Annotated in this window: 16 protein-coding genes; 7 read left to right on the top strand and 9 right to left on the bottom strand. The window is 60.1% G+C overall.

Annotated elements, in window-relative coordinates; translation table 11 throughout:
- The first annotated feature begins 11 nt into the window (after positions 1 to 11).
- The 4 genes from LB551_RS18115 (at position 12) to LB551_RS18130 (ending at position 3,606) form a co-directional block, all read left to right on the top strand.
- A complete protein-coding gene (locus LB551_RS18115; protein ID WP_263495917.1) occupies positions 12 to 854 on the top strand; it encodes an amino acid ABC transporter ATP-binding protein in 843 nt (280 codons plus the stop codon).
- Positions 851 to 1,870 (top strand): agmatinase family protein, encoded by a 1,020-nt coding sequence (locus LB551_RS18120; RefSeq protein WP_140551953.1) that lies wholly within the window; start codon positions 851 to 853, stop codon positions 1,868 to 1,870. The genes LB551_RS18115 and LB551_RS18120 overlap by 4 nt, the downstream gene beginning before the upstream one ends.
- A gap of 49 nt (positions 1,871 to 1,919) precedes the next feature.
- A complete protein-coding gene (gene speB / locus LB551_RS18125; protein WP_224660036.1) occupies positions 1,920 to 2,873 on the top strand; it encodes an agmatinase in 954 nt (317 codons plus the stop codon).
- A 484-nt stretch (positions 2,874 to 3,357) separates the two neighbouring features.
- Positions 3,358 to 3,606, top strand: a complete 249-nt coding sequence (locus tag LB551_RS18130) for a LysR substrate-binding domain-containing protein (RefSeq protein WP_181172540.1) — start codon at positions 3,358 to 3,360, stop codon at positions 3,604 to 3,606.
- A 321-nt stretch (positions 3,607 to 3,927) separates the two neighbouring features.
- On the opposite strand, the gene LB551_RS18135 is transcribed toward LB551_RS18130, so the two are convergent.
- Positions 3,928 to 5,088 carry a sensor histidine kinase gene (locus tag LB551_RS18135; RefSeq protein WP_224626972.1) on the bottom strand — a complete coding sequence of 387 codons (1,161 nt, stop codon included), beginning with the start codon at positions 5,086 to 5,088 and terminating at the stop codon, positions 3,928 to 3,930.
- A 349-nt stretch (positions 5,089 to 5,437) separates the two neighbouring features.
- A complete protein-coding gene (locus tag LB551_RS18140; RefSeq protein ID WP_140551949.1) occupies positions 5,438 to 6,016 on the bottom strand; it encodes a DUF1003 domain-containing protein in 579 nt (192 codons plus the stop codon).
- Positions 6,017 to 6,743: 727 nt separating this feature from the next.
- Between LB551_RS18140 and LB551_RS18145 the strand changes: the two genes are divergently transcribed.
- From LB551_RS18145 to LB551_RS18155, 3 genes are all read left to right on the top strand, one after another.
- Complete coding sequence (locus LB551_RS18145) at positions 6,744 to 7,058, top strand: YihY/virulence factor BrkB family protein (RefSeq protein WP_411970951.1); 315 nt, start codon at positions 6,744 to 6,746, stop codon at positions 7,056 to 7,058.
- 202 nt (positions 7,059 to 7,260) lie between these two features.
- Positions 7,261 to 7,941, top strand: a complete 681-nt coding sequence (locus LB551_RS18150) for a hypothetical protein (protein ID WP_140551948.1) — start codon at positions 7,261 to 7,263, stop codon at positions 7,939 to 7,941.
- An 85-nt stretch (positions 7,942 to 8,026) separates the two neighbouring features.
- On the top strand, positions 8,027 to 8,614 hold the full coding sequence (locus LB551_RS18155; RefSeq protein ID WP_224626969.1) for an RES family NAD+ phosphorylase: 588 nt from the start codon (positions 8,027 to 8,029) through the stop codon (positions 8,612 to 8,614).
- Positions 8,615 to 8,624: 10 nt separating this feature from the next.
- Here the strand turns inward: LB551_RS18155 and LB551_RS18160 are convergent, their stop codons facing one another.
- The 7 genes from LB551_RS18160 to LB551_RS18190 all read right to left on the bottom strand — a co-directional run bounded on the left by LB551_RS18160 (position 8,625) and on the right by LB551_RS18190 (position 14,567).
- Positions 8,625 to 8,945: a hypothetical protein gene (locus LB551_RS18160; RefSeq protein WP_181172539.1), complete on the bottom strand. Its 321-nt coding sequence runs from the start codon at positions 8,943 to 8,945 to the stop codon at positions 8,625 to 8,627.
- A 505-nt stretch (positions 8,946 to 9,450) separates the two neighbouring features.
- On the bottom strand, positions 9,451 to 9,711 hold the full coding sequence (locus LB551_RS18165) for a hypothetical protein (protein WP_140551946.1): 261 nt from the start codon (positions 9,709 to 9,711) through the stop codon (positions 9,451 to 9,453).
- Positions 9,712 to 9,796: 85 nt separating this feature from the next.
- On the bottom strand, positions 9,797 to 10,837 hold the full coding sequence (locus LB551_RS18170; protein WP_140551945.1) for a CobW family GTP-binding protein: 1,041 nt from the start codon (positions 10,835 to 10,837) through the stop codon (positions 9,797 to 9,799).
- On the bottom strand, positions 10,830 to 11,162 hold the full coding sequence (locus LB551_RS18175; RefSeq protein WP_140551944.1) for a hypothetical protein: 333 nt from the start codon (positions 11,160 to 11,162) through the stop codon (positions 10,830 to 10,832). The genes LB551_RS18170 and LB551_RS18175 overlap by 8 nt, the downstream gene beginning before the upstream one ends.
- Before the next feature lie 175 nt (positions 11,163 to 11,337).
- Positions 11,338 to 12,552 carry a sugar ABC transporter substrate-binding protein gene (locus tag LB551_RS18180; protein ID WP_224660037.1) on the bottom strand — a complete coding sequence of 405 codons (1,215 nt, stop codon included), beginning with the start codon at positions 12,550 to 12,552 and terminating at the stop codon, positions 11,338 to 11,340.
- Positions 12,553 to 12,582: 30 nt separating this feature from the next.
- Positions 12,583 to 13,593, bottom strand: a complete 1,011-nt coding sequence (locus LB551_RS18185) for an ABC transporter permease (RefSeq protein WP_140551942.1) — start codon at positions 13,591 to 13,593, stop codon at positions 12,583 to 12,585.
- Positions 13,593 to 14,567 (bottom strand): ABC transporter permease, encoded by a 975-nt coding sequence (locus LB551_RS18190; protein WP_140551941.1) that lies wholly within the window; start codon positions 14,565 to 14,567, stop codon positions 13,593 to 13,595. The genes LB551_RS18185 and LB551_RS18190 overlap by 1 nt, the downstream gene beginning before the upstream one ends.
- Positions 14,568 to 14,569 lie beyond the last annotated feature (2 nt).

Raw genomic sequence — 14,569 nt, forward strand, 5'->3', positions numbered from 1 at the left:
GGACAGACGCGATGGCCACCCTATCCCCTCAACCGATTATCGGGATCCGGGACCTGACGAAGGATTTCGGCAAGTTCCAGGCGTTGTCGGGCATCTCGCTGGACATCAACCCCTCGGAGGTCGTCTGCATCATCGGACCGTCCGGCTCCGGCAAGAGTACGCTGCTGCGCTGTACTTCCTTCTTGGAGGATTACACCAGTGGCGAGGTCGAGATCGAAGGATGCCTGCTCGGCTACCGTCGTACCGGGACTGCGCTGGTGCGTGAAAGCGAACAGAATATCGCCGCGGTGCGCCGCAACGTCGGTATGGTGTTCCAGCATTTCAACCTGTGGCCGCACATGACGGTGCTGGACAATGTCACACTCGGGCCACGCCTGACCAAGCGCATTCGCGCAGCCAAGGCTCGGGAACAGGGCCTGCATGCGCTCGCCAAAGTGGGCCTGAGGAGCTTTGCGGAGCGGTATCCTTCCCAACTCTCCGGCGGTCAGCAACAGCGCGTCGGTATCGCGCGCGCGCTCGCCATGGAACCGCATGTCATCCTTTTCGATGAGCCGACATCGGCGCTCGATCCGCAACTTGTCGGCGAGGTCCTCGACACCATGAAGCAATTGGCCCAGGAAGGCATCACCATGGTCGTCGTTACCCATGAAATGGGTTTTGCAGCCCAGGTGGCCGATCGCGTCGTGTTCATGGACCAGGGCAAAGTGGTCGAGCAGGGGCCGCCTGCAAGACTTTTCAGTGCGCCGCAGAGTCCGCGCCTGCGGGAATTCCTCGATACCTGGAGGTCTCGCAACATGCTCTTCCAGAACGATGGGCCGGGAACCGGGACAAGTGCAGAAGGAGCACGGCCATGAGCGAAGCCCTCAGCCCACTCGGCGTTCCGCGCATCTATGGCGACGTTCCGCCGTTCATGGCCTTTCCTCATGTCCGCGACCTGGCTTCTTTCGTCGCCGATGCCGTTGTGGTCGGCATGCCCTATGACGGGCTTGCCACCTTCCGCGGCGGCGCGACGCGGCGCGCGCCCCAGGAAATCCGCAAGTACTCCCTCCTGTATGGCACCTACTCTTTCGATTGGGACATGGACCTTTCAAGCCATATCGCTGTGGCCGACGCCGGTGATATCGATGTGGTGCCGGGGGACAACGCCGAAAGCTATGCTCGTCTCGGAGCCCGGCTTGGCGCGATTCAGTCCACGGGGGCGATCCCGGTGACGATCGGCGGGGACCACGGCATCAGCTATCCGGCTGTACGCGCCGTGGCCGAGGCCGGCGACGCGCCAGTCGGGTTAATCGTCTTCGACACCCATCTCGATCTCAGTGAATCCTTCGCCGGCGATCGCCTGACGCGCGCATCCCCACTGCTGCGCATCGCGGAACTGGATAAGGTCGATCCGCGGCGCATCGTGGTGATCGGGGCGCGCGGACCGCGCAACCTCCCGGAGTGGACGCCGCTCTATCGGCAGCTCGGAATCACGGTGTTCTCGATGGCTGAAGTGGAACGCCTTGGCATTGATGTTGTTGCCGAACGTGCGCGGAAGATCGCGATCGCGGACGGCGCACGCCTCTACATCAGCCTCGACATAGATGGCGTCGATCCGGCCTACGCACCGGCCACCAACAGCCCCGAATCCGGCGGTCTGACTTCACGCGAGATCATTCGCGGGGTCCGCATCGCGGCCCGTGACGGATTTTCTGGCTTTGATCTCGTCGAAGTGTCGCCGGATTTCGATTCCGCCAGCGGGACGACCTGCATTCTCGCAGCACGCCTGCTCGCAGAGGCGCTGTTCTGCCTCGCCGCAAATAAGGGCGGGAAGCAGGACGCTTGGCGCCATGCTCATGCGACAGAACGGATGAATTACAGCGGCATTTAAGCTGCGCACAGAATGCGACGGCTGCATGCGCGGAAAGGAAGGCACGATCATGAGCGATACGGAGTTCCAACCCCTCGATTCCGGCAAGGTTCCGCGCTTCGCCGGCCTCTCGACATTCATGCGCCTTCCCATGGCCCGTCCCGACCAGGTCGACATAGCACTTGTGGGCATCCCCTTCGACGGCGGCACCACCAACCGCTCGGGCGCTCGGCACGGTCCGCGCGAGATCCGCAATCAGTCCAGCTTGGTGCGGCGTGTCCATCACGTCACCGGACTTTCTCCGTTCGATCAATTGCGCGCCGGTGACTGCGGCGACGTACCGGTAAGCCCGCTTGATCTTCACGACGCGCTGGACACAATCACGGAGTTCTTCACGAAAGTTCGCGACGCCGGCGCTCGGCCGCTGGCGGTGGGCGGCGATCATTTAATCAGTCTGCCCATTCTGCGCGCCGTAGCTAACGAGCCGCTGGGCCTTGTCCATTTCGACGCCCATTCGGATACCTACGACGAGTTCTTCGGCAACCGTTACAATCACGGCACGCCGTTTCGCCGTGCGGTCGAGGAAGGTCTTCTCGACCCGAAACGAATGGTCCAGATCGGCATCAGGGGGTCAATCTCGGATGCTGGAAACTATGATTTCGCCACGCAGGCGGCCGTCCGCATCATCTTCATCGAAGAATTAATGGCGCGCGGCGTAGAGGCGGTGATTGCCGAGGCACGCTCCGTCGTCGGCGCAGCCCCCGTCTACGTCTCGTTCGATATCGACGCGCTCGATCCGTCCTTTGCCCCCGGCACGGGCACTCCCGAGATCGGCGGCATCACGACGCGCGAGGCCCAGGCCATGGTGCGCGGCCTCGCCGGCCTCGACATCATTGGCGCCGATCTGGTCGAGGTCTCGCCGCCGCTCGATCCTTCGGGCGTCACGGCGTTGACAGGTGCAACGCTCCTCTTCGAGCTGTTGTGCGTAATGGCGAGCGCGAGCAAGCCGAAGCACGCCAGATAGGGAGCGGGGTCAAGCTTTGGAACGGTAGCGGCTCGTGAACGGCCGCTATTGCAGGTCAACTGGCCGCTGCGGACACCGGCTCTCGGTCGAAGCACTACCATAGTTACTCCTGGAGAGCGTTTCTGCAGCAAGACCATTCGAAGTCGCTCAATTTGGAGACTCTGATGATTGAACGCGGAATTGGATATGTGGTTTGCGAGCAGAACCGGTTATCAAAAAAGCCAGATGATACCGAAGTAAGTATGGTCCTGCTCTTTTTGGGTTTGGTTGTCGCAAACGTTACCTTCATCGTCGCGGTGATAATGTTACTGACAAATTAAGATCCAGTACGACGGTTTGCACGACGTCTCATTTCTCTCCGACGACGTCCCTTGGCGTGGTTTCCTTGCGTTTGGCTTTGGCACGAGCTCGAAGGCACCCGCGAGCCGCCGTGGCATGGTCGCGGCCCGATGATAGGATCGAGCCTAATACGATGCTATCGGGCATGAACTTATGGCGCCAGGCGCGTCTTTCTTACCGACCCCGTTGGCACGACCGACGTTTTGAAGACTATGATACTATATTGGCGGCGGCGAAGGCTGGACTTGGTATCGCACTGTTGCGTGAACCGTTAGCACGAGCGGATTTGACGGCGGGTAGAATAGCTTATCTCAGTCCTCGTTCGGAGGACAATCCTGCGGTCCATTTTGTTTGCTTGCGAGTTGGCGAACGACGCGCGGCAGTACGGGAGTAGGCCGCTCGGCTGTCAGTTCCGGCAGGTAGCGAAGGCAAACGCAGCAGCGAAAATGTGAGATGAGGCCCTTCCGCGCCGGATTTTATGCTAGGCCCAAACAGTTCTCGATGCGCCCAGAAGGATCACCCGCAGCAGGTGAAAGAGCTACTCGACAGGCACGGCAATGACCGCACAACTCTGGAGCTGGAGGCTAAGGCGCTGAAGGGCCGGTGACGTCAATGGCTACATGGTGTCGGGCCTCTAGGGTATTGGATGCCCAACTACTACCTCGTTGCTCGGCCGCGTAGCGCAATTCCTACAGACAATCCGTCACCTGCTCACCTAGGCGATTACAGGAAAGACTATCTTTGTGATGGTGCCGTTGGCAGAGCTATCCTGCTGAACTTTGCCGCCGATCTGGCCGGTTAGTGCCTGGATCAGCTTTTGTCCCGACCCACCAGGCCGGGGACTTTGAATGCCGTGCCCGTCATCTGCCACTATAAGTCGCGCCTCGCCATAACCAATGCCGGATTCGAGTTTCACATTGATATGCCCTCCGCCCGGGCCAAAGGCATGCTTGACCGAGTTCATTACAGCCTCGTTCATAATGAGACCGAGCGGCACCGCACGTTCAATCGCGAGTTCGATCTCGTCGGCCTCGATCTCGATCGTGGCATTTTCCATCTGAGCCTGAAGCGATGCGCACAGTGCTCGCAGGTAACGCGCTACATCGACAGCTCGCAATCCTTGACCGGGTGAGAGCTGATCATGAGCAAGCGAGATGGCATTAACGCGGTTCGCGACATGTTCCAGGACGCGGTGCACTTCGGCGCTTTCAAACCGTCGTTTCTGGATGGCTATCGATGACAGGATGAGTTGGAAGTTGTTCTTTACGCGGTGCTGCATTTCTCGCAGCAGCACCTCGCGTTCCTGCGCTTGGACGATAGCTGCCGCCGTCGCTTGCGCATCGCTGGCATCAAGGGTTGGCCTTTGCACCGTAGAAGCGATGACGGCCGCAGCAGCCGTCATGAATTCGATAGTATCCTCGCCGAAATCCCGCGTGGTTGCTGAATCGACCTCCAGAACTCCCCAGGCGGCGCCCTTGATGAGGATGGGCACGTTGGCGAGTGATCTGATACCGTGGTCTTTGAGCACATCGGAAAAAGCATAGTCGCCATCTCGCTGCGCAGCGGCCCCGTCCAAGATCGCCAAGGGCTCGCCGGTCTGGTAGGTTCGTCCAGGCGGCGACCGCAGATCCGCAGAAAAGGTCGCCATGCGGACCACGCCGACCTTCCATCCGAAACCTGCTTCCATGAACAGGTCAGCCGTACGACGGCGGTAGCGCAGCACCTTCACGTGGTTGATCTCTACAGCTCGGGCGACCTGCACACAGGCTTGATCCAGGAAGCGACTGACCGGCGTTTCTTCACCGGCCAGGCGGCCGAGGTCCACAAGAATGCGAACATGTCGGCGCAACTTGGCAAGGTGGTCGGTACGGTCCACGTGCGATCCTTTCCAGATCAACGTGCGCAGTAAACGCGCGCGCCTTGAAATTGCTCCGCCGTCGTATCAGGTGCCCGGCATTCAAGCCGGCTTGGCCGCAAATCGCCTGCAAAGAAGCCTCGCAAGGTCGCGGGATGTTAGGCTGCGCCTATCAGTCGTCCGGTTGCTGCTGCGCGGTCAAAACGTCAGGACTTGATGGGCGGCGCCGTCACTCTTTGCGGCTGCTCGCCGGGACGGAAAGCGTCCTGTTGCACGAAAAGCTGGTCAGGTTTGGCTGGCTCCCGAGGGGCCGGTGGCAACATTGGATCGACCCAGAGTGCATCGTGGAGAGAGCTGGGGAAATCTGAGGTTATGATCGAGCTGAACTTGCCTCGTCCCTTGCCTCCGCGATCTTATCGAGGACAACTTCAGGCGCCACGTCGCGCTTCAACTCCGCCAACTCGTCGTCTGTTTCTCTGCGGACATGCAAGTGTCTGGCTATTTCCTCGACCATCTTGATCAGCTTCGTGGTCTCGTGTTCGTTCAGCAGGCTCACCTGAAGGTCTAAGTCTGCCCGGGCATCATCCTGAGCCGCCATCCGGTTCTGGTTTATCAGCACGAAAGTGGAGAGGAAGATTGCCTCCACCGATGCGAACATCGCCAGAATTACCAAGGACGGATCCCAAGGCTCAATTAGGCCAACAGGTGCAACGTTGAGGAAGATCCACACGCCAAAAAAGACGAGATGAAGGTAGACGAACATCATGCTGCCGGCGAATCCGCTAAGCGCCGCTGCCGCCCGTTCCTCGATCGAGGCTTGCTTTGCCTCCTGCTTCCTTCGTTCGACAATTGCTTCAATGTTCCGGGCCAGTGCCGGAGCGAGTCCCTCGGCAGATGGCCTGGTTGGGGTGATGCTATTCCTATCCGCATCCGAGTCGCTGAGGTTCATAGGGTTCTCCGTTCGCAGTCAGCCCCAACTCAAATTCGGCACTGCATGCTCCCTGAAGTTGGCTAATCGAATCGAGGGGAGACCACCATGTCGCCAACCATCTCTTCGAGCCTACAGGTTTGCATCAGCCGATGTCTCCAATGGAACGCGATTCAAACTTGGAGCGGTGCGGCTTGTTCCTCGTCAGTGCCGGTCGCGTAACGGGAGGTTAAACAGCCGCCTACCCTTAGATTCGTGCTAACCGCCACCACCTTGATCCGGTGTCCAATCAATCAAAACGGAACCGATCAGGTGCCTTGACGCTTTTCATGTTGAAGGGACTGGAAGGAGCATCATCGTGAACCGTGACTTTAGTGTATTGGAAGCTCGCTGGCTTTTGGCCGTCCCTTTTTCACTCGCAATCGCCGTGCTGCTGGCAGGGCTCGTGTTGAGTTAAAGCCATGGCATTCAAGACCCGACCGCATACTCCTAACCTTGCGATGCTCGCCGGCCGGCAAAGGAACCCCAAGGGGCGCCTTTGCGGCGGTGCAGGATCAAGGCGGACGCTATCGGCGCGCCTTCCGGCATCCTGCGGAGCGGGCTTCAGCTTCGCTGCGCAATCACCGATCGCCGCTTCCTGTAGAGATCGCAATCCGGACGTAACCCTTGGGTATGATGCTTGTCGTCTGTGTTTCGGCTTGGCATACGTTAAACCCCAGGAGCGACGTGTGTCTGAGCCCGCACTCTGGTGATCTTGCCGGATCGCACGCTCAAATGGCGCGATGTTGCCGTCGGGTCGGTGGTCACTGCGTTGCTGTTCACCATCGGCAAGTCGCTGATCGGCTGGTATATCGGCACCAGCGCGATAGCGACTTCCTACGGAGCGGCAGGCGCGCTGATGGTGGTGCTGCTTTGGGTCTATTATTCAGCGCAGATCTTCCTCTTCGGTGCAGAAATTACGCGCGCTTACTCGGTCAGGCGTGGAAGCCGGCCAGACCTTGCGCCAGTAGTGGCGTTAAGCGACGCCGAGATGGACACGCGGCTCCGCCCTGATGGTGGCTAACTCATCCTTCCCTGCGTTTCGTTGCAATCAGTGCCGCGCCTTTTCGCTCGCCTCCTATTTTATTTTTAATGCGTGTCTATACCTCGCACCTCGCGTGTGGGCTTCGCAACACGAGCCGGAACGCCCCTGGGTTGCCGTCCCTTGATGATTTTGATTACGGTGCTACATTGATAACCAAGATAACCGAACGGAGTCGGGCCACATGGTCGCTGCCAGTAAGACCGACGAGTTTTCCCGCGTTGGCACGCTTACGGGAACACCAGAGCAGGTCCGGAGGGGGCTTAACCATCTTAAGGCCGAGCAGGTTGTTGCCCTGACCATCGAGCACGGCAGCGCGTCCGCCGCCAAGGCCTTCGCTGAGACGGTCGCGGGGCTCGCTCCCTTTGTCAGTGCAATTCTCAAGCGTCGCCAGGATGAGACCTTCAATTCCATCGTTGAAGCCTTGGTACCGGTGGTCCCTCCTCCACATCACATGCTCCTCGAAGCGCGCATGGTGGGGGATGCGCGCAAGGCGGTGCTGGAAAGCGGTGACTGGCTAACGGCCGCCGAAGTGGCCAAAGTAGCCGGTTTCAGCGCCAGCAATCCCAGCGCCCAGCCAAATAAATGGAAAAAGGAGGGGCAGGTCTTTGCCGTGCGGCATCGAGGCGTCGACTACTTTCCGGGGTACGCCCTTGAGCCCTCGACCGACTTTCGGCCAGTGAAGGCTTTGGCAAAGGTGCTCAGCACCTTCCGAGGAAAGAAGGACGACTGGGGTCTCGCCTACTGGTTTGCCTCGGTCAACAGCTTTCTCGGAGGCAAGAGGCCGCAAGACCTTCTCATCAGCGAGCCCGATCGTGTCATTGCCGCTGCCAAAGACGAGGTTGCTGGCGTCCTCCATGGCTGACAGAAGGTCGCGCGCGAAGAGGCCGCTAGTCGTCGGCACAAGCGTGCCCGAGCCCTGGAAGGACCTCAGCACACGGATCCAGACCATGACCTGGTCGGCGGGTCGAGTCATTCACCGCATCCACCTGAACCTCTATGGCGGCAATGTCTTCAATCCGGGGGTGAGGGGAAACGCCCGCTTCAGCCCAATTGGGAACTCGGTCGGTAGCAGTATCCCGACGCTGTATGGTGGAACGAGCTTTGACTGCGCCGCAATGGAGACGGTATTTCACGACGTGCCAATCGCACCGGGGCTGAAGACCTTCGATCAAGCGAAATTTGCCGGTCAAGTCTATTCGACGGTGACGCCCCGACGGGACTTGGTACTGGCCGACCTCAGCTCGACCGCACTGCGGTCGCTCGGATTGCGTCGGATGGATCTTATCGACACGGAGAAGGACCAGTATCCTGGCACGCGGAGATGGGCGGAGGCCATCCACAAGCAGTGCCCGGCGGTTAAAGGCTTGTGCTGGGTTTCGCGCCAAGACGACCGAGCGCGGGCGGTCCTCCTGTTCGGCGACCGCATTCCTGCGAACGACCTGCTTGCGGACGCCGCCCGAAGCATCCTCAATGATAACGAGCTCGTTTCCGACCTGCTGATCCTGGCCAATCGCATCGGCGTCAACGTCGTTTAAATCGTCTCCCCTATGCTGCGATTGTCGCCGGACGAGGCCAGCACTCGCAAAGCTGCTCACCTAACAAAATACTATAGAGTGATGTTGTGACGCCCACGCCTTGCAGATGAACTCGTAGGCGTGAGCCTTTGAGGGTCTTGAGCCTGCGGTTGCCAATGCACGGGCGAACTGGATCAACAGTCTGGATTTCCGAAGAGTTTGCATTTTGCCCGGCACCCGTTCGGGCGGCAGCGTTGAGGATGCCGGCTATCTCGTGGGCATAGTCCATTTCGAGAACGACATATGGATGTCCTTCAATTTCAGCTGGCAAGCCGGTGAACACGTCGAACACCGTCCACAGTTCAATCGATCTCCTGCCTGACGCAGTACCTGGATGCCATCGGGTAAACCCTAACGAAGCTGAGAACATTCGAGGCGTTTCAGGCTATGCCTTGATGTTCGGCGCCGGCGGCTTCACCGTCTTTTGCAGCTGCAATCTCCCAACGAGTGAAGGTTCGTTACCGGGAGATCGGTTCAAAAACCTTAGGCACGAGGAACGCAACTGCCGCTAACGCCGCCCAATTACCGCGATCAAAATCATGGTGCTGCCGCCGCTGTGGCCAGGGATCAACGCCAAGGCCAAAACCAATATACTCGCGCATGCCGCGGTGCCACCGATGACGCTGAAGATCTGGAGCAAGCTCCCCTCCAGTAGCTAGGCGGCCTAACATTGCAGAGAACTTCGCTGCAATGTTAGACCTTTTCTGGCTTCAGCAATATGATCGCCCTGCTGGCTCCGGCCGGCGGGGCTTTTTGCGTTTCAGGCAAGCCGCGCTCGATCTCCCGCTATCCGTTGACTACCATTTCATGCTGACGCCGAGCTTGGCGCCTACGGTGTTGCTGTCGCCGAATTCATCCAGGCTGGTCCGTGCCATCGCCTCGCTGAAGACGGCATAGCGGCCGTCCGCCCCGGCATTCATGATACTGCCCCCGACACCAACGCCAAAATAGATATAGACGAAATCCCGATACTTGCGCCCCTCGCCATAGAAACTCGCCCTTGTAGTCGGCGCACCATAGATCGATGGGCCGCATCGCCTGTGACAGCTGCGTGCCACGGCCTTGTTCCAAGGGGAGTCCCTGGCCGGCGAGAATTCCCTTGCCGAAGAACTTGGCACGGGAAGCGGAGGACATTGACTTCGACTACGCGCCGGCAATCGCCATGACTTTGGGCTTGCTGGCCAAGGCGAATGCAGCGAATGAGCGCTGCACCCGTTCCAAATCGAGTCCGTCGGCAATGATGACCAGCTGCGATCTGCGGTCTTCGCTCGGCCACGCCTTCATATGTACAGGAGGATGAACGAGATGCTGCACACCGTGGATCGCGACCGGACGGTCTTCACCTGCGATGTTCAGGATGCCCTTTACTCGAAGGACGCGCTCTCCATGTCTGTTGAGCAGCATGGTGAGCCATAGGCCGAACGCAGTCCAGTCGACTTGCTCGTCCCAGATCAGGACGCAGGATACGATCGCCGCCTGATGCGCTTGTCCGTCGGCGGTCGCCAATACGGCGGCCTCCTCACAGAAGAAACCCGACTGCGACTGCAATTGGCTTGCACGGGCCACAGTGTCCTGCTCGAACAAATCTTGCGCACGAAACCCGCACCGAACATCCAGCATCGCGGCATCCGGATTGATACGCCTCAGCCGGTCGGCAAGTCGCCCGATTTCGGCGCCGTCGGCGAGATCGGTCTTGGTCATGACCAGCCTGTCGGCAATGGCCACCTGGCGATTGGATTCGATGTATCGGTCGAGGTTGCCAATCCCGTTCATCACGTCGACGGTGGTCACCACGTTTCCTGCGGTGAAATGGTGCTTCAGCATCGGATGGGATTTCAGCGTCGAAAGGACCGGAAATGGGTCAGCCAGCCCCGTACTCTCGACCACCACCTGCCGGAACGGGGATATCTGGCCGCGCTCCCGCTTCGAATATAGATCGCAGATCGCGTCGGCCAGTTCACCGCGCACTGTGCAGCACACGCAGCCGGACTGAAGCAGCACCATCGTTTCGTCAATTCGCTCCACCAGGTGGTGGTCGAGCCCGACTTGGCCGAACTCATTGATGAGCACGGCCGCGTCCGACAGATCGGGGTCATCCAGCAGCCGCTTCAGAAGCGTGGTTTTGCCCGAGCCGAGAAAACCTGTCAGCAGGTGGACTGGCGTGAACGGCGGTAGTTCAGCCATCGCGACCGGCTTCGAAGCTTGCGATGACATCGGCCTCCAACGGATCGCAAGTCCTGCCCGAAAGACGCTCCGCAGCCTGCCATAGGTGTCCGAGATCGTTGATGATCTCGGTCTTGCCCGTTCGCGTTGAAATGACAAAGGACGTGCCTTGCCAGTCCGCCAGCCGCATGCCGAAGTAGGCTAGGATGAGGTTAGCAATCCTGACGCGATTGGCGCGCTCACGGCGCCGGTCAACGTTTTCGACGTTGCGCGTGTAAACGCCGGGCCGGGCCACGGCATCGGTCCAATGTTCGTTGCTGCCTAGAACGCCGCATAGCGAGCACATGATCTGCTCCTTGGATGACCGTCTTCGGAGACCGTTTGACCCCGACAGGCATTATAGTTCCTCTGTAGGTGGTTGCCCTGCCTGGCAATGCCAAGTCCCCCTGCCTGGTCTAACGCAGGCTTCGACCAGAAGAAGAACGCGGCCCCGGAAATGCCGCGTTCTTCTGTCGAGGAACTCAAGGGGCAGGAATCGGCTTAACGTTGTTTGGCTCCAGCCAGTCCTTGGTTGGCTCACATTTGCCGCAGTTGATGCCGGGTAAATTGTCGGCGTAGGTCACGTCAGGCAGATCCTTGATGGTTGCGCCCGGCGTGGGCGTACCATCTTGCACCGACTTCAAGCTGAGTTCGGGCAGCAGATCGCCGTTCAGGGAGGTGTCGATGAAGAGCGGTGGCACCTTGTCGGCAGGGAAAGTGTTGCAGCCGTCAACGAAGGTCTCGCCCTGGCAGAGCTTCACGTCCTGCGGCTCAACCCATGGCAGCGGATATTCGATGTTGTTGGCGGTTAGCTTCTTCTTGCCGGTCACGACTTCCATCATGAGCTTGAAGGCGTAGCCGCCAACCGCCGGACCCGCGCTCGAGGAGACGCCTTTCAGGCCCTTGGCCTGCATGGCCGGATCCGCCATCGCCAGGCGATAGCCGTTGTTGGACTGGCCGGCAATCACGACCAGCTTGTCGGGACGACTGTTGATGACAGCCTGCAAAGAGCCAAAGGTGCCGTCGACCGTCCAGATGCCGTCGACGTTGGGGTGCGCGGCCAGGATCTTGGCAACCTCCTCCTGCGAGGTCGCGTCGTTCCAGTTGCCATAGAAATCGCCGACGATCTTGATGTCGGGATATTTCTTGAACACGCCATAGGCCTGTTCGTCATAGGTCTTGGTCACGGTCGTGCCGGCGACGCCGTGGTTGAAGATCAGCTCTCCCTTGCCGCCCATCTGATTCACCATCCACTGTGCCGTGTTGGCGCCGTAGCGGGCGGTGATGTTGGAGACGTTGTGCGCGCAGGACTCCGTAACCGTACTGTCGTAGGTGAACACCACGACGCCTTGATCGCAGGCCTGCTTGATGGTGCGGTTGAGCGCAGTCGGCGAGAGCGGATACAGAAGAATGGCGTTGGCGCCTGCCGCGATCATGCTCTGGAGGTCGGATATCTGCTTCTGCACGTCGGTGCCGGAGATAATGGTCTTGAACTCTACCTGCTTGTCGTAAGGCGGGGTCGAAGCCAGTGCCTTGATGCCATTGGCGGCGCTCGCCTGCCAGGTGTTGCCGCTGTAGCTCATATTCAGGAACACCTTGTAGGTATCCTGGGCATTCGCGCTGGATGTCCCCAGACCAAGCAACGTCGCGGCCACGGCTGCCCAGCCGTAAGTCAGTCTACGCGAAGCGTTCTTCATGTTCTTTCTCCCATTTGAAGCGACCGCCGACTAACGGCTTCGCAGATTGAGCCGCCCACGCTGGAGCAGCAAAGCGATGATGATGATCCCGCCCTGCACGAGATCGCGGAATCCCTGCGAGAGGCTGAGCGTGGTGATGACGGTGGACAACGTGCTGAGGAAGAGCGCGCCGGCAAGAGTTCCGAGATAGATGCCGGAGCCACCGGTGACCCGTGCGCCGCCGATGACGACGGCGGCGATGGAGGGCATCAGCAGCGCATCGCCCATGTCAAGCGTCGCGCTCGAGGAATAGCCGGCCAAGAGGATGCCGGTCATTCCGGCACAAAGGCCGCTGATGGCATAAACTGCGACGGTGAGCGCGGCGATCGGCAGGCCCAGCACGTTGGCCGCGCCAGGGCTGCTGCCAATGGCGTAGAGCTTGCGGCCTTCCGCGCTCTTGTTCTGGAAGAGCCAGGCGAACACCGCAAAGACGATTATGAAATAGACGGGATAGGGTACACCGAGCCAGCGGGAGCTCATGAACTGTTGGACCGCCGGAGCGACCGATTGTTGCGAATTGCCCGCGGTGAAACCCAGCGCCACCCCGAAGAATGTGATGCCGGACGCCAGCGTCACGATGAAGGGGGGGATTTTGGCAATCGCCACACCGATGCCGTTGATGAGACCGATGCCAAGACAGCACAAGAGGGTAAGCGGAATGGCGTACAGCAGCGCGTCGTTGCTGCCGCGCGTAAGTTCCGCGATCATCATGCCGCCGACACCGATGACCACGCCCAGTGACAAGTCGATGCCGCCCAGAAGGATCACCAGCCCCTGCCCGAACGAAGCGACCACCAGGAAGATGGCGGTAACCAGTATGGCGGTGAGCTGGTCGAACGAACCGAAATTGGGACTGACGATCTTCGTGCCGATGACCAGCAGCGCCGTGGCGGCGAACACGGCGATCGCCGGCACAAGGTCCGATGAGACAAGTGCGCGGCGCGCGCTCTGCGCTCCGTGCTCGGACGTCTGTGCCGGGGTCGTAATGTCCTTGTCGGTCATCAGGCTTCCCTTCTCGCGGAACGGCGCGCCAAATAGGCGGAGGCTTGGCCGAAAAGGATTGCCAAGATCATGATAAGTCCGTTGAAGATGTTGGTGTAAAAGTCAGCCACGCCGAGCGCGAACAGCATTTTTTGCAGCACCGTCAAAATACCTGCACCGGCCAGCGTGCCGACCACCCCGCCGCGCCCGCCGAACAGGGACGTGCCGCCGATCGCGACCGCCGCGAACATGAACAGCAAGAAGGAATCGCTGATGCGTGGATCGCCCGAACCGATCTCGGCGCTGAAAACGAAGCCGGCTATGGCATAGAACAGGCCGGCGGCCACGAAAGCCAATAGCCTGGTGGCGCGGATGTTGAGCCCGGAGAGCCGCGCGGCCGCCTGATCCGTGCCGACCGCGTACATTGCGATGCCCATGCGCGAATGCTTGAGCAGAAACCAAAAGACGAGCACCAGCACCAACAGGATCGCCGGCACGGGAATGCGCAGAATGTCGCCGGTGATGCCATAGGCGATGGATTCCACCACCTCGCCGCCAGGAGCCGGAAGGATGAGGAGCGCGATGCCCTGGCATGCGATCAGCGAACCGAGCGTGACGGCGAGCGACTGCAGTCCAAAATAGGCGACCAGTATGCCGTTGAGACCACCGACCATGAGGCCCACCAACAGAACCAGGCCGAAGCTGCCAAGGGCGCCCGCATCGCCGCCACTCACCGTCGCCACCACCACATTCGCGATGGCGATCACGCCGGGACCCGAAAGGTCCAGCTCGCCGCATAACACGACGAGCGTCAGTCCCGTGGCGGCGAGGGCGAGTACGATGGCGTTGTTGAGGAGGTTGCCGATGCCGAATAGCGAGAGTGCCGAAGGCTCGTGCGCGGCATAGACGGCGAACATGACGGCAAGCAGGCCGATGGCGGCGACCGCTCCGTTGCCCAGAATTGCCAAGCGGTCGCGAAGCGTATCGGATGCCATCG

The sequence above is a fragment of the Mesorhizobium sp. BR1-1-2 genome (assembly GCF_020165435.1).
GTDB lineage: Bacteria > Pseudomonadota > Alphaproteobacteria > Rhizobiales > Rhizobiaceae > Mesorhizobium.

Coding starts and splice junctions, on each gene's coding strand:
- LB551_RS18115 (WP_263495917.1), top strand. CDS start 12: ATGGCCACCCTATCCCCTCAACCGATTATCGGGATCCGGGACCTGACG.
- LB551_RS18120 (WP_140551953.1), top strand. CDS start 851: ATGAGCGAAGCCCTCAGCCCACTCGGCGTTCCGCGCATCTATGGCGAC.
- speB (WP_224660036.1), top strand. CDS start 1,920: ATGAGCGATACGGAGTTCCAACCCCTCGATTCCGGCAAGGTTCCGCGC.
- LB551_RS18130 (WP_181172540.1), top strand. CDS start 3,358: ATGAACTTATGGCGCCAGGCGCGTCTTTCTTACCGACCCCGTTGGCAC.
- LB551_RS18140 (WP_140551949.1), bottom strand. CDS start 6,016: ATGAACCTCAGCGACTCGGATGCGGATAGGAATAGCATCACCCCAACC.
- LB551_RS18150 (WP_140551948.1), top strand. CDS start 7,261: ATGGTCGCTGCCAGTAAGACCGACGAGTTTTCCCGCGTTGGCACGCTT.
- LB551_RS18155 (WP_224626969.1), top strand. CDS start 8,027: ATGACCTGGTCGGCGGGTCGAGTCATTCACCGCATCCACCTGAACCTC.
- LB551_RS18170 (WP_140551945.1), bottom strand. CDS start 10,837: ATGGCTGAACTACCGCCGTTCACGCCAGTCCACCTGCTGACAGGTTTT.
- LB551_RS18175 (WP_140551944.1), bottom strand. CDS start 11,162: ATGTGCTCGCTATGCGGCGTTCTAGGCAGCAACGAACATTGGACCGAT.
- LB551_RS18180 (WP_224660037.1), bottom strand. CDS start 12,552: ATGAAGAACGCTTCGCGTAGACTGACTTACGGCTGGGCAGCCGTGGCC.
- LB551_RS18185 (WP_140551942.1), bottom strand. CDS start 13,593: ATGACCGACAAGGACATTACGACCCCGGCACAGACGTCCGAGCACGGA.
- LB551_RS18190 (WP_140551941.1), bottom strand. CDS start 14,567: ATGGCATCCGATACGCTTCGCGACCGCTTGGCAATTCTGGGCAACGGA.